The 26,575-nt window shown below is 63.0% G+C and carries 21 protein-coding genes and 1 tRNA gene; 5 read left to right on the top strand and 17 right to left on the bottom strand.

The window, feature by feature from the left end; translation table 11 throughout:
- Window positions 1–4: 4 nt before the first annotated feature.
- Both GRI32_RS01055 and GRI32_RS01050 read left to right on the top strand, forming a co-directional pair.
- Window positions 5–1,408 (top strand): sensor histidine kinase, encoded by a 1,404-nt coding sequence (locus tag GRI32_RS01055; protein WP_160589278.1) that lies wholly within the window; start codon window positions 5–7, stop codon window positions 1,406–1,408.
- Window positions 1,405–1,968 (top strand): hypothetical protein, encoded by a 564-nt coding sequence (locus tag GRI32_RS01050; protein WP_160589277.1) that lies wholly within the window; start codon window positions 1,405–1,407, stop codon window positions 1,966–1,968. The genes GRI32_RS01055 and GRI32_RS01050 overlap by 4 nt, the downstream gene beginning before the upstream one ends.
- A gap of 142 nt (window positions 1,969–2,110) precedes the next feature.
- Here the strand turns inward: GRI32_RS01050 and GRI32_RS01045 are convergent, their stop codons facing one another.
- Window positions 2,111–7,834 carry a beta strand repeat-containing protein gene (locus GRI32_RS01045; RefSeq protein ID WP_160589276.1) on the bottom strand — a complete coding sequence of 1,908 codons (5,724 nt, stop codon included), beginning with the start codon at window positions 7,832–7,834 and terminating at the stop codon, window positions 2,111–2,113.
- 31 nt (window positions 7,835–7,865) lie between these two features.
- Window positions 7,866–9,167, bottom strand: coding sequence for a surface lipoprotein assembly modifier (locus GRI32_RS01040; RefSeq protein ID WP_237437301.1), 1,302 nt, complete (start codon window positions 9,165–9,167; stop codon window positions 7,866–7,868).
- 229 nt (window positions 9,168–9,396) lie between these two features.
- Here GRI32_RS01040 and GRI32_RS01035 point away from each other — a divergent pair, with 229 nt between their 5' ends.
- A complete protein-coding gene (locus GRI32_RS01035; RefSeq protein WP_160589275.1) occupies window positions 9,397–10,821 on the top strand; it encodes a sulfatase family protein in 1,425 nt (474 codons plus the stop codon).
- Here the strand turns inward: GRI32_RS01035 and GRI32_RS01030 are convergent.
- The 14 genes from GRI32_RS01030 to GRI32_RS00965 form a co-directional block, all read right to left on the bottom strand.
- Complete coding sequence (locus GRI32_RS01030; RefSeq protein ID WP_202385883.1) at window positions 10,818–11,819, bottom strand: HupE/UreJ family protein; 1,002 nt, start codon at window positions 11,817–11,819, stop codon at window positions 10,818–10,820. The two genes, GRI32_RS01035 and GRI32_RS01030, sit on opposite strands and share 4 nt — an antisense overlap.
- A complete protein-coding gene (locus tag GRI32_RS01025; protein ID WP_160589274.1) occupies window positions 11,819–12,697 on the bottom strand; it encodes a peptidyl-prolyl cis-trans isomerase in 879 nt (292 codons plus the stop codon). The genes GRI32_RS01030 and GRI32_RS01025 overlap by 1 nt, the downstream gene beginning before the upstream one ends.
- Window positions 12,694–14,574, bottom strand: a complete 1,881-nt coding sequence (locus GRI32_RS01020; RefSeq protein ID WP_160589273.1) for a DUF3604 domain-containing protein — start codon at window positions 14,572–14,574, stop codon at window positions 12,694–12,696. The genes GRI32_RS01025 and GRI32_RS01020 overlap by 4 nt, the downstream gene beginning before the upstream one ends.
- A 1-nt stretch (window position 14,575) precedes the next feature.
- Window positions 14,576–16,405 carry a DUF3604 domain-containing protein gene (locus GRI32_RS01015; protein WP_160589272.1) on the bottom strand — a complete coding sequence of 610 codons (1,830 nt, stop codon included), beginning with the start codon at window positions 16,403–16,405 and terminating at the stop codon, window positions 14,576–14,578.
- Between the two features lie 286 nt (window positions 16,406–16,691).
- Window positions 16,692–17,108 carry a c-type cytochrome gene (locus GRI32_RS01010; RefSeq protein WP_202385882.1) on the bottom strand — a complete coding sequence of 139 codons (417 nt, stop codon included), beginning with the start codon at window positions 17,106–17,108 and terminating at the stop codon, window positions 16,692–16,694.
- A complete protein-coding gene (locus tag GRI32_RS01005; RefSeq protein WP_160589271.1) occupies window positions 17,105–18,718 on the bottom strand; it encodes an FAD-binding oxidoreductase in 1,614 nt (537 codons plus the stop codon). The genes GRI32_RS01010 and GRI32_RS01005 overlap by 4 nt, the downstream gene beginning before the upstream one ends.
- On the bottom strand, window positions 18,715–19,116 hold the full coding sequence (locus GRI32_RS01000; protein WP_160589270.1) for a hypothetical protein: 402 nt from the start codon (window positions 19,114–19,116) through the stop codon (window positions 18,715–18,717). The genes GRI32_RS01005 and GRI32_RS01000 overlap by 4 nt, the downstream gene beginning before the upstream one ends.
- Entirely contained in the window at window positions 19,113–19,559 is a 447-nt protein-coding gene (locus tag GRI32_RS00995) for a c-type cytochrome (protein ID WP_160589269.1), read from the bottom strand. The genes GRI32_RS01000 and GRI32_RS00995 overlap by 4 nt, the downstream gene beginning before the upstream one ends.
- Window positions 19,556–21,145 (bottom strand): FAD-binding oxidoreductase, encoded by a 1,590-nt coding sequence (locus GRI32_RS00990; protein WP_160589268.1) that lies wholly within the window; start codon window positions 21,143–21,145, stop codon window positions 19,556–19,558. The genes GRI32_RS00995 and GRI32_RS00990 overlap by 4 nt, the downstream gene beginning before the upstream one ends.
- Before the next feature lie 110 nt (window positions 21,146–21,255).
- Window positions 21,256–21,855 carry a TetR/AcrR family transcriptional regulator gene (locus tag GRI32_RS00985; protein WP_160589267.1) on the bottom strand — a complete coding sequence of 200 codons (600 nt, stop codon included), beginning with the start codon at window positions 21,853–21,855 and terminating at the stop codon, window positions 21,256–21,258.
- A 177-nt stretch (window positions 21,856–22,032) separates the two neighbouring features.
- Window positions 22,033–22,108, bottom strand: a tRNA-Lys gene (locus GRI32_RS00980).
- A 14-nt stretch (window positions 22,109–22,122) separates the two neighbouring features.
- The gene (gene folK / locus GRI32_RS00975; protein WP_160589266.1) at window positions 22,123–22,620 is read right to left on the bottom strand and encodes a 2-amino-4-hydroxy-6-hydroxymethyldihydropteridine diphosphokinase; all 498 of its coding nucleotides are present in this window, start codon (window positions 22,618–22,620) and stop codon (window positions 22,123–22,125) included.
- Window positions 22,617–23,480: an N-carbamoylputrescine amidase gene (gene aguB, locus GRI32_RS00970; RefSeq protein WP_160589265.1), complete on the bottom strand. Its 864-nt coding sequence runs from the start codon at window positions 23,478–23,480 to the stop codon at window positions 22,617–22,619. The genes folK and aguB overlap by 4 nt, the downstream gene beginning before the upstream one ends.
- A 36-nt stretch (window positions 23,481–23,516) precedes the next feature.
- On the bottom strand, window positions 23,517–24,467 hold the full coding sequence (locus GRI32_RS00965) for a class I SAM-dependent methyltransferase (protein ID WP_160589264.1): 951 nt from the start codon (window positions 24,465–24,467) through the stop codon (window positions 23,517–23,519).
- A gap of 102 nt (window positions 24,468–24,569) precedes the next feature.
- Here GRI32_RS00965 and msrA point away from each other — a divergent pair, with 102 nt between their 5' ends.
- Entirely contained in the window at window positions 24,570–25,103 is a 534-nt protein-coding gene (gene msrA / locus GRI32_RS00960) for a peptide-methionine (S)-S-oxide reductase MsrA (protein WP_160589263.1), read from the top strand.
- Here the strand turns inward: msrA and GRI32_RS00955 are convergent.
- Entirely contained in the window at window positions 25,100–26,359 is a 1,260-nt protein-coding gene (locus tag GRI32_RS00955; RefSeq protein ID WP_160589262.1) for an RsmB/NOP family class I SAM-dependent RNA methyltransferase, read from the bottom strand. The genes msrA and GRI32_RS00955 overlap by 4 nt on opposite strands.
- 56 nt (window positions 26,360–26,415) lie before the next feature.
- Here GRI32_RS00955 and GRI32_RS00950 point away from each other — a divergent pair, with 56 nt between their 5' ends.
- Window positions 26,416–26,574 carry a DUF1674 domain-containing protein gene (locus tag GRI32_RS00950; RefSeq protein ID WP_160589261.1) on the top strand — a complete coding sequence of 53 codons (159 nt, stop codon included), beginning with the start codon at window positions 26,416–26,418 and terminating at the stop codon, window positions 26,572–26,574.
- The last annotated feature ends 1 nt before the right edge of the window (window position 26,575 follow it).

Below are 26,575 nucleotides of genomic sequence, written 5' to 3'. Positions count from 1 at the left end.
AACAATGCAAGAACCCCTGCCCAAACTCGAAACGACCATCGACAGGCCCGAATCCGGCAGGTCGATTTTCACGCGGCTGGTGCGCGGTGCCATCGGGCTGGCGCTGGTGTCGCTGTTGGTACTGTTCGGCGTGACCATGTGGGAAAGCTGGAACGCTACACAGCGATCGCTTTCCGCCACTGTAGATACCGACATTGCCGGCCTGGTTGATATCTATGCCAGCAGTGGCGAGGAGGAGCTGCTGGCGCGGCTGGAGGATCGATCCACGCTGGTAAGCCTGGAGGGGCGGCAGGCGCGCTATATGCTGGTTCGTCCTGACGGGACAATATTGGGGGGCAATATCAAGCAGTGGCCGACGCTGGGCGCGGGGCTGTCCGAACAGGGTTTTCTGACATTGGTGGACGGGACAAAGGTGTTTGCCCGGGCTACCCGGCTTTCCCCTGATCTCGATCTGCTGGTGGCCCGCACCTATGAGCGTGACAGCACTGCGCTGCTGCGGCTGGTGGCGGTGTTCCTGGGCACGGCAGCGGTCATCGTGCTGGCCGTATGGCTGATCGGCCGGAATGCCGTTGCCAAGCTGCGCCAGCGCATCATCGCCATTTCCAGCGCTTTTCGCGCGGCTGAGCATGGCCGCGATGTGGATCTGCCCGATAGCCAGTTTGATGATGAGGTCGGTGAACTGGCATATCTCAGCACGCGGGCCATTGGTCGCAGTGCCGGACTGGCGCGAACGCACCGGCACATGTCCGATCACATCGCCCATGAAATTCGCACCCCGCTGACCCATCTGGACAACCGACTGGTCAATGCCATGCGCAGCCTGCCCGAAGGGGTGGACCCGGCCATGATCGAACAGGGGCGACAGGACATCAAATCGGTCGTCACCATGCTCGATTCCCTGCTCGACATCGCCGCCAGCGAAAGCCGGGTGGGCGATCTTGTCGGGCTGGAGGATGTCGATCTCTCGGCCCTCGCCAGCAATCTGGTGGAGCTTTACGATGGCAGTGCGGAAGAAGCCGGCATCTCGCTGCGCAGCTTCATTGAACCCAAAGTGCATATTCTGGGCGAGCCGATGCAGCTCACCCGCCTGATCTCCAACCTGCTCGACAATGCGCTCAAATATGTGCCGCGCGGCGGGCAGGTTACCCTGTCCATCGCCGATGGGCCGGTGATCGAAGTGCGCGATGACGGGCCGGGGATCGATGAAGCGCTGCGCCCGCTGGTATTCGAACGTTTTCGCACCGGCCATCACGTGCAGGGCAAGAACAGCCACGGCCTGGGCTTGGCGCTGGCGCGTGCCATCGCCATGCGCCACGGCATGGGAATTGGCCTTGTCGCCAGCCAGAAAGGCGCTCATTTCGTAATCAAGCCTCACGCCATGTGGACCAGTGGAGAAGTGAAAGCATGAAACGGCCCTGTACGCTGCTGTTGATTGTGTCGCTGGCAGGCTGCGTTGGCGCGGGCGATCGCGATCTGGCCGCAGTCGAGCCGACCGGCGATGTGCTGAGCGATACCGCAGCGCTGCTGGTGGCTGCCGAATCCGCCCGGAACAAGCGTGAGCGCGCTCCGCTGGTGGACCGGCTCAACACCATGAATGTTGCGCTGATGGATGGCGCCACGGATGATCCGCTGAGTGAATGGCGGGCGCAGTACCAGCCATCTTCAGCCACTCCATTCCGTGGCCGCACGCTGGGCCCGGCCTATCGCCGCGCACGGCTGGAAGCGGGCGAGAGCGTGCGGATCGAACAGATATTCTACGCCGGTGAACGCGCCGATATTGCCGCGCAGGCAAGCAGCGGCAGCAATGTGGCGCTGGAGATCAGCAACCCGCGCGAAGAGGCCATTTGCGCCCGGCCACTGGCCCCGCGGGCAAATTGCAGCTGGCTGCCGATCTTTACCGAGCGCTTTTCCATAGAGCTGGAAAACCGCGGCACCGAAGCGACCAGCATCTACCTCGTCTTCCGCTGAGCGCGCGCTCCATCTCCTTCTGACATCGCTGTTCTATACAAGGCAATGGCCGGCCCGACCTGAATGGTCGGACCGGCCCTGATTGCGCGCGGCCAGCTTCCCCTTGCCGGTCCGCGCACGAAGCGTTTTGCTTTGCGCGCGGTCAGCGCATGGCGGCTGCCTGATAGGCCTCAAGCTGGGCCAGCTGCTCGGCCGAGAACTGGATGCCGCGCATCGCCAGCGCTTCCATTCCCGGTGCCAACATCGCCATGTCGCTGCCGGCGTTGATGCTGCCCGAATTGACTTCCCAGCGATCCCAGTCGGTGACGGAGGCAAGCGATGCCTGGGTGGTCCCGGTCGTGGATGGCGCAAGGCCGCCCGAGGCCGGAGCATCGGCGCTGAAGATCGCCAGGCCGCTGGCGGTTATCACACCATTGGTGACGCTGGAATCGGTCACGTTGACAGCGACCCCGGCAAAAGCGCCATTTGCACCATAGAGCGAACCGCCGACACTGACGGAACAACTCCCCGCGCATGCCCCGCCGGTAGCGGTAACTTGGCCTACCGTGTTCAGAAATTGCCCGGAGAATGTAGCAATTCCGGTTCCGGTTACGAGGTTCACCTGACTGGCTGAGGGATTGGCCACTCCGCCGGCCGTTTCCACGCCCCAGCTACGCCCACCAACGGCGATCTGCATATTATACCCGACCTTGGCAGTAGAACCGAAAGCAATAGCCAGGTCACCCGAAATTGTGCCCGGAGTTGAGCCCTTATTGTCAGTTGCCGAGGTGGTTGCGATCAGGGAGTAATTCACCGTGCCGCTGGCAGGCAGGCTGGTGGAAGTCTTGCCGGCAAACACATGATAGCCACCATTTGCGCCGATCACCGTCGATCCGCCCAAAACACCGGTTGCCACCACCGTGCCGCCCGTCCAGCGGGCCCAGGCCAGATCCCCGACATCGCCTGCTTCGACGATTTGTGCGCCATTGGACGAAATCGTGCCAAAGATCGAACTGAGGCCTGTCACCGCACCATTGGCAAAGGTTGCACTGCCGCCAAAGCCATTCGCCAGCGAGCCGTTGGTATAGGTGTAATAGACGATCCCGTCGCGCGTGCCGGTGAAGTTGGAGGTGGTGTTGCCACCGCCAGTTCCGCCACCGGTCCCGCTTCCTGTCGCACGGAAGGTCGCCGCGCCCTGAATGGCGTTGCTGGAACTCGTCTTGATCGAATAGGTCAGACCGGCGTGGCTTGCGCCGTCGCCGGCAAGGAAGCCCTGCACATATGTTCCGCGCGTGACACTGGTGGTGCCGTTGGCCGTGGTCGTCAGGTTCGAGCCAAATCGCCGCCCGCCAAAGCCATCATCGGTGAGCGACATGCTCGGCGCGGTGACCCCGCCTGCGCTTGCAAAGGCATAGGTGTTGCCGCCAAAGGCGACACTGGCATCAAGGCCAACCTTGAGCGTGCCGAAATCCACCGCCAACGCTCCGGTGAATGAGCCGAGCCCACCTTGCGCATTGGTTTGCGTGGCCTTGGTTGACCCGATGAGTTCGTAATTGATCAGGCCACTGGTGGGAAGATTGACCAGAGGCGTGCCCCAGACCGTGTGCCATGACTGGCCGGCAAAAGCGCTGGCTGACAGGCCCTGACCACTGGAGGAGCGATAGTCGACCCCCACATTCTCACTGCGCTGCCAGCCGATCACGCCCTGATCGCCATCGGTTTCAGTAACGCTATTGCCATTGGTGGTGATGCTGATCGCTGCGCCATTGCCAATGCCGGCAGCGGAAACAAACTTTCCGCTGGTCACCGTGACGCTGCTCACCGGCCCGTTATTGTCACCGCCAGCTCCCTGATAAGCGATGTACTTGCCGGTGGCGCTGGTCGGGACGACACCGTCCGCCGTGCCCGTCGCGCCGCCACCGCCGCCCAGATTAATCGCTGCGCCCGCAGCAAAGGCTGCGCTGCCGTCAATAAACTGGTTGGGCACGGTATTGGATCGGATCGAATAGGCGAGACCCATGTGGCTCGCCCCGTCGCCTGCCAGAAAACCCTCCACAAATGTGTTGCAGCCAGAGGTGCAGAACGCCGAAGCAGACGCGATTGAAACCGCTCCCTGACTTGCCCCGACCCCCAGCGTCTCGAATGAGCCATTGGCCCGGATCGCCAGCGTGCTTTGTGTCGGATCGGTCAGCTTGCCAGAGGTGAACAGGTTGAAGCTGTCCGATCCGCTGACCACAGTCAGATCAAGCGCCGCCACCGGATTTACGCCGAACACCACAGCCGCGCCGCCCGTTACAGAGCCTGTGCTGGTGCTTTCATTGTGGCGTGTGGGAGTGGTGAATCCGATCAGATCATACGCCACCGCGCCGCTCGCCGGCATATTGGTCAGCGCGGAGCCCGCGATCACGTGATAGCCGCCATTGGGACCAACAGGCTCAATGGCGCTGTTGTAATATTTGCCGCCCGGTGTGCCATTTGCCCAGCGCGCCCAGGAAATGACTCCGCCCGCCTTGCCGCTGTCGAGCAAGGTTGTGGTTCCGCTGGTCAGCCCCTCATCCGCCGAAGCCAGATAGCCAACCGGAAATCCGTTGGCGTCATAAGTCACCGGGATCAGCGAATAGACATCATCGCCGATCAGCGGGTTGGCATAGGCAAAGCTCTGGTTCTGAACCACGGTGGTTGTCACGGGCGGAGTGGGAGTAGTGCCGATCTGCGCCAGCTCGGTCCCGGTGGTGCCGAATATGGCCACGCCGTTGACGTTCTGGATGCCGCCGGTGGTGGAATCGGCGATGAAATACTCAATACCGACATTGCTTGCGCCATCGCCAAACAGACCGCCATGCGCACCGGATGTACAGCCGCTCAGCGCGCAGGCACCGCCGATCAGTCCGGTGGTCTGCAGGCTGGTGGTGAACCTGCCGTCTGAACCGACCTGCGCACCGCCATTGGTGGGGTCAGCCGCGCCGCCAGCGGTCTGGGCATGCCAGCCCAGCGTTCCGCTATAGACATCGAATGATATGCCGACCGTCGGCGTGGCACCAAAGGCGACAGCCAGCGATCCGCTGAAGGAACCGCTGGAACCTGCCGTGGCCAGCGCATCGGTAGGCGCGGTGCCGCCCACAAGGCGGTAGTTTACCTTGCCGCTGGCGGGCAGATTGGTCGCCGGAGCACCTACCAGCAAATGCTCGTTGAAGTTCGCATTGCCGCCCACAAGTCCGCGTTCATAGCGTGTCCAGGCCACGATATTGCCGACCCGGCCAAATTCTCGCAGAGTGCGGTTTCCGCCGGTAAAGTCATTCACCGTGGAACCGGTAACGGTCCGCGTGATCTGGCCATCTACCGTCACATCGGCAGTGGATGCCGTACCCCGGAAAGCGCGACCGACATCATACAGCCAGACATTGGCGCCCGCGAGCTGGGTTGCAGTGGACCCCGAACCGCCACCCGAACCTGCTCCCGGCAATCCGCCGAAATTGTCAGCCACGCCGCCGCCTGCAAGGTAAGCGAGATAGTTGGTGTAGAAGCTGAGGATGTCGCCGGAGAAGTTGATGGTCAGCAGCCCGGAATCGGCCAGTGCCTGCAGATAGGCCTGGATCTGCTGCTGGGTTAGCGCGGTGTAGGCGCTCGGCACGCCGCCGCCCGCCAAATAGGCGTAGTACTGGCTGATCGCCGTCAGATAATCTGCATAGACCGGCAGTCCGCTGAAATCAGCCGGATCGCCGCCACCCTGCACGAAGGCATAGTAAGAGGTGAAGAAGCCGTTGAGATTGGCAAAGGCGCCAAAACCGCCTGCTGAAGCAAGCGCGGCCAGATAGTTCGATATCTGCTGCTGTGTCAGCGCGGTATAGTCACCCGGAAGACCACCGCCTGCAAGGAAGGCGTAATAGGCATTCAACGCCGAAACATAATTGGCATAGAGCGGCAGCCCACTGAATTGTGCCGGGGTGCCGCCGGTTGAGACAAAGGCGTAATAGGCGGTGAAGAAGTCGCTCAGATCGCCCAGCTGCGTGGCAAATCCGCCCGCAGCCGAAAGTGCCGCAAGATAGTTGGTTATCTGCTGCTGCGTCAGTGCGGAATAATTGGCCGGCAGTCCGCCGCCTGCAAGATAGGTGTAATAGGCCTGCAGCGCCGCGCCATAACTGGCATAGATCGGCAAGCCGCCGAACAGATCGGCATTCGCGCCGCCCGCCAGATAGGTGAAATAGGCATCGAGCAGGCTGCTGTTGCCACCCAGCAGATTTGTCAGCTGTCCGGCATTATCAATGGCGGAGAGGTAGGAGGCGAGCAGCTCCAGCGTTGCTGCATCATAATTGCTGGGCAGGCCACCGCCCGCCAGAAACGCCGCATAGTCATTCAGCGCATCGGCAAAGGGCACCAGGTCGGCATTGGGAAGACCGGCAAACAAGTCCGGATTGCCGCCACCCTGCAGGAAGGCGAGGTAATTGGCATAGAACTGCGCCTGCTGGCCCAGCAACTGGTCAAACAGGCCCGATGCCTGCAGCGCTTCGAGATAGGCCTGCACCACGCCGGCATCCAGATCGGCATACTGGCTGGGCAGGTTGCCCTGCTGGAGGAAGGCGAAATAGGCTTCAAGCGCTGCGGCATATTGCGCGGCGAAGTTGAAACCGCCGCTGGTCAGGTAAGCCTGTATCAGCGTCTGGTTGTCTGCCGAAAGCTGCCCGGACAGGCCGCTTTGTGAAAGAAATGCGATATAGGCATCGACGACTTCCTGTGATGCGCCGGTAAACTCCAGCGGGTTTCCGCCGCCGCGAACGAAGGCGAAATAGGCCTCGATCAGATCGGTGAACTGGGCCGCGAACAGGTCCCCGTTGCCGCCCCCTTGCAGGAAGGCGAGATAGGCCTGCGCCAGCGCCTGATCCTGTGCCGAAAGGTTGGCCAGCGCACCCAGATTGCCCTGATAGGCAAGGAAGGCGTTGATATCGGTAAGCGCAGCAGCATCGAAGCTGGAAGGCAGGCCGCCCACGCGGACCAGATCCAGATATTGAGTCAGGAAGCCGGAATAGGCGGTCAGGAAGTTGGCACCCGATCCGCCATTCGCCAGAAAGCCCAGATAAGTGCGGATGATATCGGCCTGCGCCGCCTGGAAAGGCGCGCCGCCATAGGCATTCTGCAAATCGGCAGCCAGCGCCACCAGCAAGGCCAGATCGCCCACCGGATAGGTTTCCAGCTGCGGATTGCCATTGGCGGCCTCCACGCGCCGAGCCGCGCCGATGATATCTGCCGAAGCACCGGCGGATGCCAGCGCATCACCCAGCGAAACCGGCTGGCCATTCTGCGCCGCAGCCAGGGGTCCGCCAGTGTCCACATCCGCCACCTGCGGTTCACGCGCCTGCGGAGTATTCTGGGGCCCGCGCGCCATCACGCGGCGAATGCCGTTGCGGCCGGAACTGGCCCACATCTGCCCCTCGGAAAAGCTCCGGTCTTCCCGCCCGCGCATGATGGTGGAGGTGCCGGTCAGCGTATGGCCGCTGGTACTTCCGGTTTCTGAGACTTCGAATGTGGCGGCATTTCCCGTGCCGCCCACCGTGCCATTCACGCCCTCGGGCATGTGGATCGTCGTCTGGGAATTACCCGCGCCGGCAACCGTCACGCCGCCCTTGGCCAGGTTTACCGATCCATCGGAGTTGAGGGTGAACTCGGCACCTTGGGTAAAGGACAGCGTGGCGCCGTTCTCAAGCCTGATCTGCAGCACCTGCGCGCCATTGGTGAAGGGGCGGCCCTCTTCGACGGTGGTGGTGCCATTGCTGGCGAAGAGCACGTCCGCCGCTTCGGCAGGAACGCTGGCGATGGCCAGCACTGAAGCGGACAGGAGAAGCAGTTTCGCGGACTTGCTGGCGGAAATTGTGTGGCTGGCAATGCGGGTCATATCGGTAGCTCCCGGTTTCGCGAAAATCAGATCAGAACTCGAGCCGGATACCCGCGGTCAGCGTGTATCGGTCGTAGTCATAAAGGGCGATGTTGCTCCAGTTGCGCGTGTAGGTGGCGCGCGGCTGGAAATAGAGGTTGCCGGTCAGCGCCAGCTTGACGCCAAGCTGCGCATCAAGCCGTTCATCCGATCTTTCGACCAGGAACAGGGCATCGGCCGTGTCGTAGCGGCGCATATCGAAGGCCACCCCGCCCTGCACGGCCACGCGCTCACTCACCGGATATTCGCCGCCAACGGAAGCGCCTGCGAACCAGTGCGAAAAGGCATCGCCCGCCTGACGGACCGTCTCTTCCTTGCCGGCCTGAACGGTGGCGGAAAGATTGCTCGTCACATAGCCCAGCGCCACCGCATAGCGATCCGCGTCGAGCAGCGGCTGGCCATTGAAATCGAGGCGATTGTACTGGGCCGATATGGTGATCGCGCGGCCCTGCGCCATCATCGCGGTATATTGGGCAATGGCGCCGTAACTGTCGCGGTAGCCATCATCGTCGAGCCAGAAGCGCTGCACCTGTCCGGACAGCGAGATCACATCGCGGTTGGCGAAGCTGTGGGCGTATCCGGCAGTCCCGGTCAGGCTGGCCTGATCGAAGGCAGAACTGTCGAAGTTGTCGCGGTAATTGCCCAGCAATGATCCGAACAACCGGTCCTGCCGGCTGATCGCGGTCACGCCCGAGACGCCGCCGGTCAGCTCGTAAAACTCATCATCCTGCGCGCGTGCGCCCGGTCCCAGATTGCCCGCACCGAGGAAGGCGAACAACGGGATGGTGATCTGCGTCAGGTCGGTGGCGGCGTTGATATTGCTGTCATGTCCGGCGCGGGCATCGAAATAGCCCGAGACATCGCTGCCGCCGCCGGCGATCTGCCGGTCAAACTGGCGGACAAAGCCGGTGAAGCGCTGGCGCACGGGATCGGGCAGGCTGGGATCGTCCACCACAGTGGCGAATTCCGCACGAGCGGTATCGATATCACCTGCCATGGCATAGGCGCGGGCCAGCTCTGCACGGGCTTCGGCATTGTTCGGCTGCATCGCCAGCACACGCTGGAGCGCGATGATCGCCGCCCCATAATGCCCGCTGTCGATAGCCGCGATGGCCAGCGCATAATCAAAGTCCGGATCACCGGCACGATCAGCCTCTTGCGGGGCCAGCGACTGATAGAGCGCATCTGCCTGCCCGGGATCGGCCTGCTGGGCCAAAAGCGGCGCCGGGGCCTGCAGGACAAGCCCTGCTGCCAGGGCCATGTACAGGCGGCGGTGCCATTGCACGCGGTTCATTATCCGAATTCTCCCCAAGTCGCAGTTCGGTGGACCTGTGGAGTAGGGGAGGCATACTGCCATTACCGCTGACAAGCAGTGTTCATGACATGACAGGCGCTGTTATAAATCCAATATTTGCAATGATCTGGCGGCTTCTTGGCCAAGCGGGCAATATGCTTGCACTCAGGCATGGCCAGATGAACAAATCGCATTATAGTGCGCGCCACACCTTGGGAGGGGATGATTGATGTTCGACGTGAAGAAGGGTTTTACCCGCCGTACCGCTATTGGCAGTGCCCTGGGTAGTGCGGCACTTGCAGTAACCATTCCGGGCCTTGCCCACACACCCGGACGCAAGCCCAACTTCCTGTTCATCATGGCCGACGACCTGGGATATGCCGACCTGTCCTGTTACGGCCGGCAGGAATATCGCACCCCCGTGCTGGACAGCCTTGCCGCGCAGGGCATGAAGTTCACCCACGGCTATGCCAACAGCGCGGTCTGCTCGGCCACCCGCGTGGGACTGATCACCGGACGCTATCAATATCGCATCGCCGCCGGTCTGGAAGAACCGATTGGCCGCCCCGGCATCGGGCTGGACCCGGCGCACCCCACCCTGCCCTCACTGCTCAAGCAACAGGGTTATCACACCGCCCTGGTGGGCAAGTGGCATCTGGGCGGCCTGCCCGATTTTGGCCCGCTCAAGAGCGGCTATGACGAATTCTGGGGCAATCGCGGCGGCGGGGTGGATTACTTTCACCACGGCATCGTGCCCGATGTCACCGATCTGTGGGACGGCGACGTGCGGATCGACGAAGTCGGATATTACACCGACATGCTGGCCAACCGGTCGATCGAATTCCTTGATGCGCGCGCGCAGGAACCCGACAAGCCGTGGCTGCTGTCCCTCCACTTCACCGCGCCGCACTGGCCCTGGCAGGGGCCGAACGATCAGGCCGAAAGCGACCGACTGGCCAATCTGGAGGAACCGCTGGGCGGGCTCGCCATCGCCCACTACGACGGCGGCAGCATGGACACCTATGCCGAGATGGTCACCAGCCTCGATGCCAATATCGGCCGCGTGTTGGCCCGCCTAGCTGAACTGGGCATGGAACAGGATACGGTAGTGGTCTTCACCAGCGACAATGGCGGCGAGCGCTTCGCCCACAACTGGCCTTTCACCGGGATCAAGACCGATCTTCTGGAAGGCGGCATCCGCGTGCCCTTCATCGTCAAATGGCCGGGGCTGACCGCGCCGGGGTCCGAAAGCGACACGCCGGTGCTGTCGATGGATTTCCTGCCCACTTTCCTGCACGCAGCCGGCGGCGCACCGCATCCCGACTATCCCAGTGACGGCATGGATCTGCGCCCCGCCCTGATGGGTGCGCCCACGCCGGAGCGGACCTTGTTCTGGCGCTTCTGGAACAAGGACCAGAAGGCCACGCGGCGCGGCCGCTACAAATACCTCAAGATCAATGACTACGAATATCTGTTCGATATCGTGGCGGACCCGCTGGAACGCGGCAATCTGATCAATCGCATGCCGGAAAAATTTGCCGAATTGAAAGCCGCACATGACACCTGGAACGCCGACATGCTGAGTGATCCCAATGCAGCCAGTTTCGGCTGGGGGCCGCAATATCTGGCGGACCATTATGGCTGGAACGATTAGGCGCCGATCAGGCGCTCCACCAGCCAGTAACTGGCGACGATGCCCAGCGTATATCCGGCCATGCGCTGCAAGCCTGCCATCTCACCTTGCGCAGGTCGCAGCCGCGTGACCAGCCGCAGCAGTGCGAACAGCAGGCCAGCAAAGATCACCTGGCCGATCTCAATGCCGATGTTGAAGGCAAACAGCGCGGTCAGCAGGCCCTGATCGGGCAGGCCGACTTCGCGCAGGACCGACGCGAAGCCGAAACCGTGCAGCAGGCCGAAGGTTGATGCCACCGCCACCGGGCGGCGCCAGGTCAGGCTGTCTCGCGGGCCTTTGACGATCTCCACCGCCAGGAACACGATGGACAGTGCAATCACCGCCTCCACCGCGCGGATAGGCAGGCTGATCAGGTCCAGCGCCGCCAGACCCAGCGTGACCGAATGCGCCAATGTGAAGCCCGTCACCGTCACCAATATCCGCCGCCATGTGCCCGCAATGATGATCAGCCCGGTCACGAACAGCAGATGGTCGATCCCCAGCCAGATATGCTCGAAGCCCAGCTTGAGGAATTCGGCAAAAGTGCTCGCGCGCGCTTCCCCCTGCTGCGCAGCAGGGATTTGCAGCACAGTGTCACCGGGCTGGAGCAATATGGTTTGCACCGCCTGCCCCGGCTCATGCAGGCGGGCGATGGTGGCAAGACCCGGATTGGCCGATGGGTAGGCGATGGCGATGGCCTGCCCCTTGAGCGGCTGCTGGCAGACCCATTGCTGCTGGTGCCATGTGCCCACGGCATCGGACCAGCTGCGCAAATGACCCTCGGCAACGCAACCGCCGGGAGGCAGTAGATCGGGCATGAAGCCTGCCGCAACATTGGCCGGGATTTTCCACGTCACATCTGCGGCAAGCCCGTCCGGGGCCAGTTCGACAGTGATGGTCAGCGGTCGGTTGTCATCGGCATGGGCTGGCGCGGACAGCAGCGTCGCCAGCATGGCAAGGCAGGCCAGCCACAAGCGCATCAGCGCGCAATCCCGTTCTCGTCGCGAACCTCGTAATCCTCCATCAGCGCATCAATCGCCGCCATGCCGCGGCGGCTGCGCTCTTCGGCCAAGGCATCTTCAGCCACGCGGGCAGCGATTTCCTCGAACGGCGGAACGCGAGAGGACGTCAGCTCGCGCAGGCCGATGACATGCCAGCCATGCTGCGATTGCAGCGGCCCCTGCCATTCATCGGAAGGCTGCAACTGATAGAGCGCGCGGGTGAAATCCTCACCAAATTGCCCGGCAATCTCGCGCGCACCAGCCTCGGCATAGTTGAGCTGGTAGAGGAAGCGGTCACCATATTGGCCGGCCTGCGCAAAAGGCACATCGCCTGCCTGCATCTGCGCCAGCGCCGCGCGCGCGGCGGCCTCTGCGCCTGTGCCGCGCCGCTCTGCCGAGAAGAACACATGGGTGAAGCTGGCCCGCGCACCCTCAGCATAGCGTTGCGGGTTCTGATCGTAGAAGCTGCGGATGTCCTGGTCCGAAAGCTGCACATCGCTGGCCGCTTCCTCCATCAGCAACAGGCGCATCTGCTGGATCACGCGCTGGCGCACCAGCGGATCGGCATCGGCCAGCCCCAGCGCCTCACCCTCGCGGTAAAGCGCCTCTGCCACGGCGGCATCGCGCAGCAACTGGGCGCGATCCTGCTCGCTCATATCCTCCAGCAGCCGGGCAAAGCTCTCCTCGTCATACAGTTGCGCGCGCGCCTGCAGGTGATCGAGCAGCTGCGCCTCTCCAATGGTGATGACGCGGCCAGTTTCGGGTGCCGGCCAGATCCACGATGCGGCCAGAAACAAGGCGACACCAGCGGCAAGGAAATGGACCAGCGGCTCCCGCAGCCATGATTTCAGCGTCACGGAGTGTACCACACAGGCGATGACCAGGCGCGTTCCTGTATGGTGGGCACAATGTCTATCGTTGCCGGATCGATACCCAGCGCCAGCGCATCGAACAGGTGATGGCGCGGGGTGGGGATTTCCAGCACGCGGACATAATAGAACGTGCGCATGGAGGGATCGAATTCGGGATCGGTCCACACCGTTGCCAGCTCCGCCGCGCCAATAGTGTTGGTATAGCGCGCCGTCGTCAGGTCCACCGTATTGCCCACCGCCGGCAGAGATCCGTCGGCGCGCATGCTCCGGCCGCCGCTCCAGGCGACGTTGAAGATCTTCTCATGCGTCCGGCCACGTGCATCGACCCAGCCCTTGACCACCTGCACCCGGTCCAGATTGCCCGCTTCGGGATCCTTCACAGCCTGTATCATCAAGCGCGGTGCGCGGCCGTTGCTGGGGGCCAGAACCCCGCCCATCGGCACGCCGAGGCGATAGCCATGCGATGCAAAATCCCGTCGATCCTGATCCCCTGCGGCAAAATCATAGCCGGCAAACAGCCGCACCGACATGCGCGGCCCCGAAGTGCCAAACACCTCCCGCCTGCGGAAGGCATCGAACAGCGATTGCCGGTCATTGTGATCGGCCCACACGCCAGCAAGGCCGGAGGCGGACATTTGCGCGGCGGGGAAGATGATCGGCACCTTGTTATCCCCCAGCCGGTCCGCCGGAAGATAATCCTCCCCCAGCTTGCCGAGGAAATTATTCTCCAGCTGCGAGGAGAATCCTGTGTGGCTGTCACTCGCCCCGATAATGCCATAGCGGAACGGATTGGCGCCGATGCGCTGTTCCTCGGCCATGCCCATCAGCAAGGCGCTGCGGACGTAGGAGCCGCCCAGCGGATCGGTCGGAACGCCGGTGAGCAGCATGTTGCGCAGCTCGAAATCGGCAAATTCGTCATTGGAGGAAAGCGCCGGATGCGTTTCCGATGACCCTTTGTACTGGGTGATCTCCACCACCGGCTCCCACGCCGCGCGGGTCTGCGCATAGGCGGCATCGAAGGCATCACCGTTCTTGTCCACGAGTTCGAACATGCGCCCTTCGGACAGGTTGGAATTATGCGGGATGGCCACGAAATCGGCCCCGGTGCGGGCTCGGGTTTCCTCAAAGAAGGCGTAGAGGTCTTCCGGCCCGTCGGTCTGGTAATTGGCCAGCGGCAGGAACTGCCCGGCCTGATCGCCATCAACATTGGTGAAGACCACGCGGTGCATGTTGCGCAAATTGGGCGCGAAGGTCCATTCCCAGCCAATCAGCGCGGTGAAAGTGCCCGGACGGTTGTGCCGTTCGGCAGCATCGATCTGCCCCTGCCAGCTGCCCGCCAGCACCTCGTCAGAGCGCATGTCGCGGTTGAATGCCGCCAGCTCCTCCTCGGTCAGATTGCTGCCGCCCATGCCCGCCGTCGTCAGCGCACGTCCGCCTTCGGTTTCAAACAGTTCCCGCAGTCTGCGGGCGATGGGATATTGCATGATCGAGGGATCATTGCGGGCGATCCGGCTGGAGATACCCAGGCTGACCGCGTGATCGGCGATCACCACGAAATCCAGCGGACGGTCGATCTGCACGCGCTGGCCGGTGCGCGGGAAAATCACCGGCATGCCGCGCGCAAAGCGATAGGCGCTGTCGATATCGGCATTGGCCAGACCGCTGGAAAAGGCATCGACCGAATTGATCGTGTGGACATGCGTATCGCCCCACAAAAGCTGGCGATCAGCCTGCGGCATATCGGGCGCGGCCACCTCCGCAAGCGCGGGATCGAGCACGCCCGAAGACACATCGGACGGCGCCTGGTTGCAGGCAGTCAGCGCCAGTGCGGCGGCGGATGTGAGAAGAATACGGGCTGTCATGTCATACCCCCGATGCCGGCGTGTAATAGACCGGCGATGTCCAGGCGCGTTCCTGCAGCCATGGCTTCGTCTCTGGCGCCAGCGCGATCCCGCTGGCGACGGAAAGATAGGTGGCCCAGCGCGGCGTGGGGATTTCCAGCACACGGGCATAATAGAATGCCCGCTGGCCCGGATCGAAATCGGGATCGGTCCAGCTGCCGATCAGCTCCGCCGTGCCGATTGTGTTGGTGAAGGTCGCGGTGCCGGCGTCCACGGTGTTGCCCACGGCCGGAAGCCGGCCATCCTCACCTTGCAGACGGTCACCCGACCAGGCGACGTTGTAGATACGCTCGAGACTGCGCCCGTCCTCACGCCAGACCTTGACGATCTGGATGCGGTCCAGATTGCCCGATTCCGGGTCCCTGGCGGCCTGCACTATCAGCGTCGGCCCGGTGCTGCCTGCTGGCGGCGCGGCAAGGTTGCCGCCCATCGGCACGCCCCACTGATAGGCGCGCGTGGCCCAGTCCGCACTATCGGCAAACGATGAAGGGTCGCTCCATCCCGCAAACAGCCGCACCCGCATGCGCGGGCCGGACGTGGCGAATGTCTCGCGCCGCTGGAAGGCTGCGAACAGGCTCTCGCGCGTGTTCTCCTCCGCCCAGACGCCGGTCAGTCCCGATGCCGAAAGATTGGCCAGCGGGCTGCCGATCACGGGCGAGACATCGCCCAGGATGGCAGCGGCATTGGCATGGTCGTCGGACAGGCCCAGCGCGCCGGGGTAATTGTCCTCCTCGGTGCTCGAAATGCCAGAATGGAAGTCGGTTGCGCCGACAAAGCCCTGCTCGAACGGGTTCACCCCCAGCGCCTCTGCCAGCTCCATGCCGCGCGCAAGGCCGGTGCGGACATAGGCCCCCGCCAGGTCGCCATCGGAATTGATGATCTCGAAATCGGCGAATTCGTCATCGGGAGAAAGTTCGGGCCGTGTCTCGCTGGTGCCCTTGATCTGGGTGATTTCCACCAGCGGTTCATTGGCCGCACGGCGCGCGGCATAGTCCACGCTCATCGGCTGGCCGTACGTGTCGTTATAGGGGAAGGCGAGGCCATCGCTGAGATTGGCATTATGCGGGATCATCAGGCTCTCGATCCCGCGCGCCCGGTTGGTTTCGGCATAGGCCCACAAGGCCTCGTGGTTCATCGAATCGAGCGCGGAGAACGGCATGGCGGGATAATCCGGCCCGCGAAAAATCACATTGCGGTGCAGATGCGCGCCATTGGCCCGGTAGGTGGGCGAATATTCGAAGGCCACGAAGGCGGTGAATGTGCCGGGATTATTGTGCCGCTGCGCCGCGGCGATGGTATCCTGCCAGGCCTCATAACTGCGCGCCGGATCGACCAGCCCCTCGCGGCTTTCCCCGTATAGTCCAGCAACGGCCATACCGAACAGTTCGAACATGGTGGCGCCGCCATCATGGGCGAACAGGCGGTCCCATTCGTCCTGATCGCCCGGCAGCGGAATCTCGCCCGCCATCGCCGCCCTGACCGTGCCCAGATACTCCGCATGATCGGTCACCGCCAGAAAATCGAGCGGAGTATGCCGCTGGAGCATGCGGCCAAGGTAATCCACCTGCTCCCCCTTGGCGAACAGATAGGCATCGTCGGGCGTGGTGTTGGTCTTGGCTGCCGCAGCATCGAGCGAATAGGACGTGTGCAGATGCAGATCGCCGAAGAAGACTTGCCGTTCGCCGGTGTTGAGCAGGCTGGGCGCTTCGGCATCTGCGCCCGCAGTGCCATTGGTGCCTTGCCCGCACCCTGCCACAGCAATGGCCAATGCCACGGGCAAAAGCCGTCCCATGGCCCGCGATGATATTGTCCGAACTGCCATCTTTTCCCCTCCCAAGGTGCCCGAAAGCGGTGACGTGCGTCACCATCGGCAATTTGCCGACAAATGCCAAGGGAGAGAAACGTGGTGAACCCGGCGGGTCCGAACCAGCGATTTGCCGATTAAACGCTGGAATCAGCAGGCCGTCAAGAGTCGCCTGCGGCTGTCATTTTCACCCTGCATCAACAGGTCCCGGTCTGTGTTTCGACCGTCAGCGACACGCGCCGGGTCAGGCTTGCGGAGAGAATATCTGATCGCGTCAGTGTCCGGCCAGGGACGCATTCTCGCGTGCCGTGGCGGCAAGATAGTCCGCAATCGCCGCCAAATCCGCATCGCTCAATTCAGCCTTGCGGAACATCGGCATCGCACCGCTCCCGCGCCGCACGAACAGGTTCAGGACAGGAGCGGAAAGATCGCTGCGCAGTTCCAGCAATCCGGGCAGGCGGCCTTCGTATTTGGCCGTCAAAGCAGCGGTTCCCGGAAGCATGGGCGAGCCATCATCTCCCGGAGCGGTGCCGTGGCAAGGGGCACATTGCCGCGCGAAGATCACGCGGCCAGGCATGTCGGGACGTTCGATATTGCGGACGATCGGCTGGTTGGAGGATTGGCCCCAGGCCATCCCGCACAGCGCCGCAGACGCAGCCAGTACAATCGCGGGTCCGCGCAGGATTTTCATGATCGGAACCTCCTTGGCCACACACCGCCTCTGCCCGGTGCGATGATCCCGTCGGGGTCGATCGCGTCCTTCAGCTGCTCGTGGAAACGGCGCAGGATGTGGTTGTTGAAACCGTAAGTGTCCGACACGTCATCCTGATAGATGGGCGCTGCCCGGTAATCGCCCCAGCCGTGCTGGGCGGCCACCGCCACGCATTTCTTCATCGCGGCATGGGTGATGGCATTGTGCGCCGGATCATCATGCTTGATCGATGGCGCGAACACCATCTGGAAGGTGTGCGTGTGCCAGAACAGCGGCATGGTCAGGGCGTTGAAGAAGGGCGGCAGGGTCGGAAATTCCTTCATCGCATCGCCCAGCACGCGCTGCATCTCGAACACCGCCTCGGCAGTTCGCGGCAGCACCGGGAAAAAGCCGACATGGCCATCATCGCGCACGATTTTCCACGCGCCAAGGCTCGGCACGCCCAACGAACGGCGGCGCTTGATGCTGCTGCGATAGGGCTGCGTCTGATTGTCGAGCTGGTCGTCGGTCGCCGGCAAAGGGAAGTGATCGCCGGCAATCGCAATCGCGCCCGGAATATCGGACAGGATACGGTCACTGGCATAATTCCAATTGGCAAGCGTCGTCGCCTCTGGCCCGAAGATCTGCAATTCAACATGCCAGCTGTGCAGGCCCGCCGCTTCGGCTGCGGCATCCATTTCGGCATTCGAAGGCCCGCCGGTTTTGGTCGCCAGCGCGAGGAATTGCGGATCGCCCATCAACGCGCTCAAGGGTGAACCAAATTCCACTTCGCCGATCAGCCCGCTATCGGACAGGTAGTTCACATGGTCGACCAGCTTGGCGAAATCGGCGCGCCGGGGCACGCTGATCATTCCGCTGCGGTAATATTCGGGCAATGGCAGCAGGCGGAAACCCATCTTGGTGACGACACCAAAGGGCCCTTGTGCAAACAGCCCCGCCGGGTCCGGCCCGAAGCCATAGGGATATTCCTGCCAGGTATCGCTGCCTGGCAAAGCGCCCATGCCGGTGCGCATCACCTCACCATCGGGCAGCACGACTTCCATCCCGCAATGCGCGCCGAAATGGTCGCGGAAATGGGGCATGGTGTAGCCCACCCCGCGTTCCAGCGAATTGCCGATCGGCGAGCCCCAGCCGGGATCGGGGCAATCCACCATCAGCTTAAGGCCGCGCTCCTGTATCTCGCGGTACAGGTCGAAATAGGAAACGCCCGGTTCGACCAGAGCATAAGCGCGCGCTTCATTGATCTCGATCACCCGGTTCATGCGCTTGAGATCGAGCACGACGGAGCCGTTCACATTGGGCGATGGGCCGCCATAGCCAAAGTTCTTGCCGGTCGAGATCGGGAACAGCGGCACGCGGTGGCGGCGCGCGATGCGTACGATTTCAGAGACCTGTTCGACATCGGCCGGGGCGACTGCAGCAGAGGCGTGGCGTTCCTCTCCAGTGTTCCAGACCGGCGAGAAGCTGTCGCGATAGGGGAACATGTCCGCCTCGCCTGACCACACCCAGTCAGCGCCAACCGCGCCGCGTAGCTGTTCAAGGAAGGTCGCGAAACCGGCTTCGTCCAGATCGGGGGGAAGCACGCTCATGCCACGACACTGGGATGGACGGGTGCGATGATCCAGCTGACCGGAGCAATTCCGCGCGCATCGGCTGCGCCCACTTGCGAACGGCTGACAACACGGCGACCATGCTGCTGCGCCAGCGTTTCGAGCACGAACAGGGCATCGCTGCCGGTAATCCCGCCCAGCACATAGCCGCGTTGGCGCCATGCGGGATCAATGGTCTGATACCAGTGTCCGGTCACGTCGCCGTCAAAACGCATGACCGGTATGCCCCAATGGTTCTGCGGCACTTGTGCGGCAAATCTCTGATCGAGCAGGAAGGCGTCGCACCCCTGCACTCCGCTGGCGAACGCTGCGTGCGAACAGGCAGCGAAAGCTGGCGCGGCGGCTCCCCATTTGATCACTTCACGGCGAGAAATCATTGCTCACTCCCCCTTGCGCGCACCATCTCATCTGCCAGCAACGGTGCATGCGCACCGCGATCTGCCAATGGCGCGCTGAGATAGGCCGACAGGGCGGCGAGATCGTCGTCCGAGATTTCAGTTGGACGGAACGGCGGCATCCAGGCAACACCCGTGCGCACGAAATAGCCGATCACGGCAGGCTGCAGATCGGTGCGATCTTCCAGTGCGGCGGGAACGCTTCCGTCATATTTCGCCTCCAGTGACATGGTGCCCGCAAGGCCTGCACCAGTGGCATGGCATGGCGCGCACCAATGGGCAAAGACGGCCTTCCCCCGCTGCAGTTCGGGCGCGGTCTGGCCGGTGCGCGGGGCGGTGCGCGGGGCGGTTTCACCCTGCGCCTGCGCCGCATTCAACGCGAGCGCGGCGACGGCAGCAGCGCAAGCAAGCGCAAGATATCTCATGCCCCGCCTCCATCGCGCAGATGACGCGGCCATACACCATATCGTCCGGCGGAGAGAATGCCGCGGGGATCGAGCGCATCCTTGATCTGTTCGTTGACGCGGCGCAGCTTGTGGTCACCGAAGCTGTAAGCATCCATCGCCGCATCCATGAATGCGGGCGGGCAGCGATATTCGCCCCAGCCATGCGTGGCGCAGATCCTGATGATTTCCTTCACACTGTCGCGCAGATGCTGGTTTCTTGCGGCGTCTTTATAGACCGGCACAGCGGCAAACAGCACGAAGCTGCGCGACCAGCAGGTGACAGACGGCACGAACATGAACAGGTCCAGCCCCAGCCGCTCGCATTCGGTGCGCATCACGCGGTTCGCGTCGATAATGCCCTTGCCGCTGCGCGGGATGACGGCGGAAAACCAGATATGGCCGTCGCTGGGGTTGAAATCACCGTAACCCCGGCTGCCGACCGAAAAAATCTCCAGCGAGGGGATGCCGAACCGCGGTTTGTGAATCCGCTCCATATCATCGGGGCTGAGCGGTAGCTTGACGACGGGAGTCTCGTTAAACTTCACGCCTTCAAAATGGGCGAAGCGCTCCTGCACATAGTCCCACTGCGCCCTGATGACTTTCTCCGGGCCGTAGAAGTTGATCGAACCACGCCATGCAGGCAGGCCGGTTTCGCGCACCATGGCGTTCATGACTTCGGCTTCGGGCACGATCGACATGGCGATCGGGTTTTCCTGCGCCAGAACCGGTGATCCGATACCCGGCATGCCGTTGAAGACATGCCCGTATTCCAGCTCATTGAGCAGTTCCACCAGCGGCTCCAGATCCTCGAACCGGAACACATCGACCGAAACTGAAAGATAGGCTTCGGGTTGGGGAAACAGGTAGAAACCCATTTTTGTGACCACGCCCAGCGATGACTGGCGGAACAGTCCATCAAGGCACGGGCCGATCCCCATGCGATATTGCTGCCAGGTTTCCGACCCGGGAAGCGCGCCCATGCCGGTGCGCAGCAATTCCCCATCGGCCATCACTGCCTCGATCCCGCAGACCGCTTCCCAGTGCCCGCGATAGCCCGCCGCCGTGTAGCCGCCGCCCGAATCCAGCGCATTGCCGACCAGCGAGCCCCAGCCGGGATCGGGCACGTCGAGCCACAGCTTCGATCCGCTTTCCTGCAAATGCCGGTACATGTCGAAGTAGGATACGCCCGGCTCGACAAGGCAGGAACAATTGTTCTCGTTGACGTCCAGCACCCGGTCCATGCGCTTGAGATCGAGCACCACGCTGCCCGACAGGACGGGAGCGGAACCGCCATAACCCAGATTGCGTCCGGTCGAGATCGGGTAGAGCGGAATATTGCGTTCACTGGCCACGCGCACCACGGCCTGGACTTGCTCGACATTGGCAGGCGCTATCGCAGCAGAGGCCCGCTTCTCCTCCGGCTCGCCCCACAGGACCGAATAGAAATCGCGATATGTGTTGAGATCGGCCGGCTGATCGAAAACCCATTCGGTCCCCACGGCATCGCGCATCTCAGCGAGCCCATCAGCAAAGTCTGCTTCGCCCAAACCAGGGGGTACCGTCATGCAGGGATTCCTATCGCCAACCGGGATTCATACGAGTGTATAAATGCAAGATGGGGCCATTGGCAATCCGTGATTGACGCTGCTTGTTGGTGACGGCTTCGTTCTGTCGTTCATCCACGAAGGGCGGCACGCGCGAAGTTCAGCAGGCAATCCAGATCGTCCAGCGGGTTGCCAACTCCCGCAAGCGGGGAGCCATCGCCGCGCGGCGGCGGGCCGAGCGCGGCTCCTGAAATGAAACGGACACGTGCGCGCAATTCATCCTGATGCAAATGCGGGCAGAATGGCGCGAGAGCAGATCGTAACCGCTCGCTGAACTGTTCCATTGGTTCCAGCACGGATTGCCGCAGGCTGCCTTCCCCATGGGCAATAATCTCGTCCAGAACGACAAGCGCCCTTCCCTCGGCGGTAATGGCCGAAGGAAGAAGCAGGGCCTCAAGCCAGATTTCCAGAATGTCATCGAAATCCTGCGACGCATTCCCTGCGCCGCCAATTTGCGACCAACGGGCCAGGATCGGATCAAGATTGATCTGGCAAAGCTCCTCCAGCAGATTGGAGATGCTCTTGAAATGATAGGTGACGAGCGTGGCATTGACGCCCGCCTGTTCCCCGACCTTGCGAACGGACAGCCCCGTCAGGCCCTTTTCGACAAGAATCTTCTCGGCCGCAGCCAGCAGCCGGGTCTGCGTGTTCGAGCGTGTGGCGGCCACCATTTCCCTTCCAGCGATCCTGATCGCCGCCAGTCATCGTCGATTGTCGGAGCTTGAACAAGGCCCAGGCGCTGACGACGATGGCCCATCGCATAAAGCGAACCATTCTGCCCGATCCGACTTTCAGGCCAGCCCTGAAAATCCAGCGCAATGGCCTGGAAGCGAATTCAAGGAAAAAGGTGGTGAGCCCTGCTGGGTTCGAACCAGCGACCTACTGATTAAAAGTCAGTTGCTCTACCGACTGAGCTAAGGGCCCTTACCACGCGGGCGTCACCTAGGGACGGGTCGGTGGTGGGTCAAGCGTGCATATAGCTGGCGCAGCGTCAGGCCGGTGACAGGGTCGCGCCAGTCCGGGGCAATCGCGGCGGCGGGGCCGAGCACGAAATCCCGTTCCCGGAACAGCGGATGCGGAATGGCAAGGTCCGTTTGCGCCACAACCCCGCCGCTCCACAGCACGATGTCCAGATCGATCACCCGCGCCCGCCAGCGCGCGCCGCGCCGTTCGCGTCCCAGCTGCGCTTCTGCATGCTGGAGCGAATAGAGCATCTCATCTGGGCTGAGCCTGCTCTCCATCGCCAGCACGGCATTGGCATAAAGGCGCAGCGATGGTCCGACAGGCGCGCTGTCGATGATGGGCGAGCGGGCGACCACTTCGCCCAGCGTGCCATCGAGGAAGTCCATCGTCGCCGAGACCACCTCTCGCGGTGAGCCGAGCTGCGGATGGCGCTGGTTGGAACCGAGCGCGATGAGATAGACAGACGCGTTCAAATGTCCTCGCCAATCCGGCCATAGAGCTGCGGGCGGCGATCGCGGAAGAAGCCCCAGCTGGCGCGGTGGCGGCGCGCAGCATCCAGATCGAGCGTGGCTGTCAGCACGCCGGTTTCCTCCGCGCCGAATTGGGCCAGATAGTCACCCCATTCGTCACAGATGAAGCTGTGGCCATAGAAGTTGTTGCCCGCTTCCTGCGATCCTTCATGGCCGATCCGGTTGGCGGCGATCACCGGCATGCAATTGGACACCGCATGGCCGATCATGGCGCGCCGCCACATGCGGCTGGTGTCCATGTCGGCATCCTTGGGCTCAGATCCGATGGCGGTGGGATAGAACAGCACCTGCGCGCCCTGCAGCGCCAGGCAGCGCGCGGTTTCAGGATACCACTGGTCCCAGCAGATACCGATGCCGATGGTGGCCCCTGCCACGTTCCACACCTTGAAACCGTCATTACCGGGGCGGAAGTAGAACTTCTCCTCATATCCCGGCCCGTCTGGAATGTGGCTCTTGCGGTAAGTGCCCATGATCTCGCCATCGGCGCCGATCATTGCCAGCGTGTTGTAATAGTGATGTCCGTCCCGCTCAAAGAAGCTGGTGGGGATGGCGATGTTCAGCTTTGCCGCCAGCTTGCGCATTGCCACGACCGAGGGATGCTCGGCAGTGGGGCGTGCGAGGGCGAAGAACTCGTCCTTCTCCTCTCGGCAGAAATAGGGGCCTGAAAACAGCTCCGGCGGCTGGGCTATCTGCGCGCCAGCCTGTGCGGCCTCCTCCACCAGGGCGGAGACCGCATCGATGTTTTCCCGCTCATCGGCGGAACCAAGGGCAAGCTGCAGGGCAGAGACGGTTAGCGTGGTCATGCCGCGCCAGATAGTGCCCTGCCCCGGCTAAGTAAATCAGGCTCGCTTGCGAAACAGCAGCGTCATCCGGTCGCTTTCGCCAATGGCGGCGCGGCGGCGGCGTTCCCTGCTTCCTTCGGCGGCACCGGCGAAGCTGGGTGAAAGCGACCATACGCCGCCCTCCCAATTGGCCGGATCGAGCGCATTGGCGTTGATCTCGCTGCGGCCCACCAGCTCAAAACCATAAGCGCTGAGCAGGGCGATAACGTCCTCCTCGCGCTGATAGCCATTGTCGCCCAGCACATAGGATGCCGGAGCATCGGGATCGGCGCGGTGCTGCACCACGCCCAGCATGCCATCGGGCTTGAGCAGGGTGCGCGCGGCCACCAGGCTGTCATGCAGCCAGCCAAAGCGGCGCATGTTGTGGATCTCGCGGAAGATCAGCACCCGGTCTGCGCTTCCCGCATAGGCGGCAAGGTCATCATTGGTGTTGACCCCGACCACCCGCGCGCCTTCATTGCCCACCCATTGGCTGGCATCGGCGGGAATGCGTGTGGCCGCGTTCCGGTACATGTCCCAATAGCCGGTCAGCGATGCGTCGAGTTCGGGGTTCATGCCGATATAGGTGCCCTGCTGCCCCAGGAAGGGGATCAGGATGCGCGAATACCAGCCAGTGGCAGGCATGTAGTCGACCACGGTCATGCCGGGCCTGATGCCAAAGAAATCGAGCGTTTCTGCCGGGTGGCGATATTGATCGCGCACGCGGTCATCATTGCGGCGGGGATGCGCCAGCACCTGCGGCATTTGCGGAACGGCAACCGTGGTGGTCTGCGGCACCGGCTGCGCCTCTGGCTGCTGCGCCTGCGGCTGCGGACCCAGCACGGAATCGAGCACGCGGCCGAGGATTTCGCGCGTTCTGTCCTGTGCCGATGCCGGAGCGGCCAGACACAGGGCGGCGGTGGCGGTCGCAGTGGCGGCGGCGGCAAGAATGCCGGAAATACGCATCATAACTCTCCCAGATTTTCTTTGTCTGATACCTAGAGGGGCGTCAGAGGATGACAAGCTCGTTTCGACTCCCCATCTTGCGGGTCAGCAAAGGAGACGAGTTTGATGGCGAGCGAACAGGCAATCATTGCCGGCGGGTGTTTCTGGTGCACCGAAGCGGTGTTCAAGGACGTGATCGGCGTCCAGAGCGCCGAGAGCGGTTATATCGGCGGCCATGTCGACAATCCGACCTACAAGCAGGTCTGTTCGGGCAGCACCGGCCATGCAGAAGCGATCCGGGTGACCTTCGATACGGGCGTGGTCTCACTCGCGGAGATCTATGACATGTTCATGGGCACGCATGATCCCAGCCAGCTCAACCGGCAGGGCAATGACGTGGGCACGCAATATCGCAGCGCCATCTTCCCGTTGTCGGACGATCAGCGCGCCGAGGCTGAAGCCGCCATCGCGCGCTGGAATGCAGGCCATGATGCCACCGCCGTCACCACCATCGAAGCGATGGCAACGTGGTATCCGGCGGAGGATTACCACCAGGAATATTGGGCAGGCGAAGGCCAGCGCAATCCCTACTGCCTCGCCGTAATCCCGCCCAAGCTGATGAAGCTGCGCAAGAGCTTTGCCAATAAGGTGAAGGCCTAGGCCATCCGCCAGCGGGCGACGAAGAAACCGTCCATCCCGCCCTTGTCCGCCAGCATGCCGGGGTGCGTGCGCAGCCAGCCTTCGGGCGTGGGCTGAAGGCCCGCAGGCAGTTCCTGGGCGGTTATCGGATCGGGTTCCAGACCAATGCGCTCCGCATGCTCCTCGCCTTCCTCCTCCTCCAGCGAGCAGGTGGCATAGACCAGCCGCCCGCCCGGCTTGAGCCAGCCCGCTGCACGGGTGATCAGCGCTTCCTGAATCTCGACCATTTCTTCCAGCTGGCGCAGGCCGATGCGGTGGATCACGTCGGGATGGCGGCGGCAGGTGCCGGTGGCGGTGCACGGCGCATCGAGCAGGATGGCATCGAACTGTTCGGGCGCTTCCCATTCCAGCGCATCGGCGCACAGAACCTGCGCTTCCAGCCCGGTCCGCTCCAGGTTCTGGCGCAGGATTTCCAGCCGCCCGACGCTCTTGTCCAGCGCGGTGACTTTCCAGCCGGCGGCGGCCAGTTGCAGCGTCTTGCCACCCGGTGCCGCGCACAGATCGAGCACGCTGCGTCCCTCGCCCGCACCCAGCAGACGGGCGGGCAATGTTGCGGCCAGATCCTGCACCCACCAGGCACCTTCGCCATAGCCGGGCAGCTTGGCAATCGCCGCTCCGCGCGCAATGCGCACATGGCCGGGCGCAAGGCTTTCCCCTTCCAGCTCGGCCACCCATTTGTCGGTCTCGGCAGGATCGCGCAGCGTCAGGTCCAGCGGCGGGGGTTGGGCGATGGCGGCGGCGATGGCATCGGCATGTTCGCCCCAGCGCGCCGCCACTTCCTCTGGCAGGGTCGGCACGTCGGGCAGCTTCACCTCGCGCCGGGCGAGGGTGGAGAACACCCCGTGCGCCAGTCGTCTTGGTCCACCTGCCAGCAGCGGCAGGCCGGTGGCGATAACCGCATGGGGCGGCGTATCCAGCCGGAGCCATTGCACCAGCATCATGCGCAGCACCATGCGCGGCTTGGCATCATCGGCCAGGCGGTTGCGGGTGGCGCTGTCTATCAGCGCATCCAGATCGACCAGCCAGCGCAGCACGTCGCCGGCAATGGCGCGGGCCAGCGCGCGATCGGCAAATTCATGCACACCGCGCGTGGCGGAGCTTTCGGCCTGATCGAGCGTCTCGCCCCGGCGCAAAACGGCATCGAGCAATTTGAGCGCCGCGCGGCGGGCGGGCAGTCCGGGAGGATTCTTGGCGTGGCTATCGGTGGTCTGGTTCATGATGCCGCCCTTAGGAGGCATTGCATCGCCGCGCCAGTGCGCCCATGTCTGCACCCATGATCAAGCGCGCCACAAAACGCCCTGAAGGCTTCATAAAGCCTGCACACTGGAGCAATGACCCGCCGCCCAAGCCGCAGGCGGCCGTTGTGGACGAAGAGCTCAGCCCCACCCGCTATGGCGACTGGGTGAAGGACGGCATCGCGATCGATTTCTGAT

This window comes from Alteraurantiacibacter aestuarii, from assembly GCF_009827405.1.
Lineage (GTDB): Bacteria > Pseudomonadota > Alphaproteobacteria > Sphingomonadales > Sphingomonadaceae > Alteraurantiacibacter > Alteraurantiacibacter aestuarii.
The sequence above is the reverse complement of the archived record's forward strand: the minus strand, read 5'-3'. Positions and strand labels throughout refer to the sequence as shown.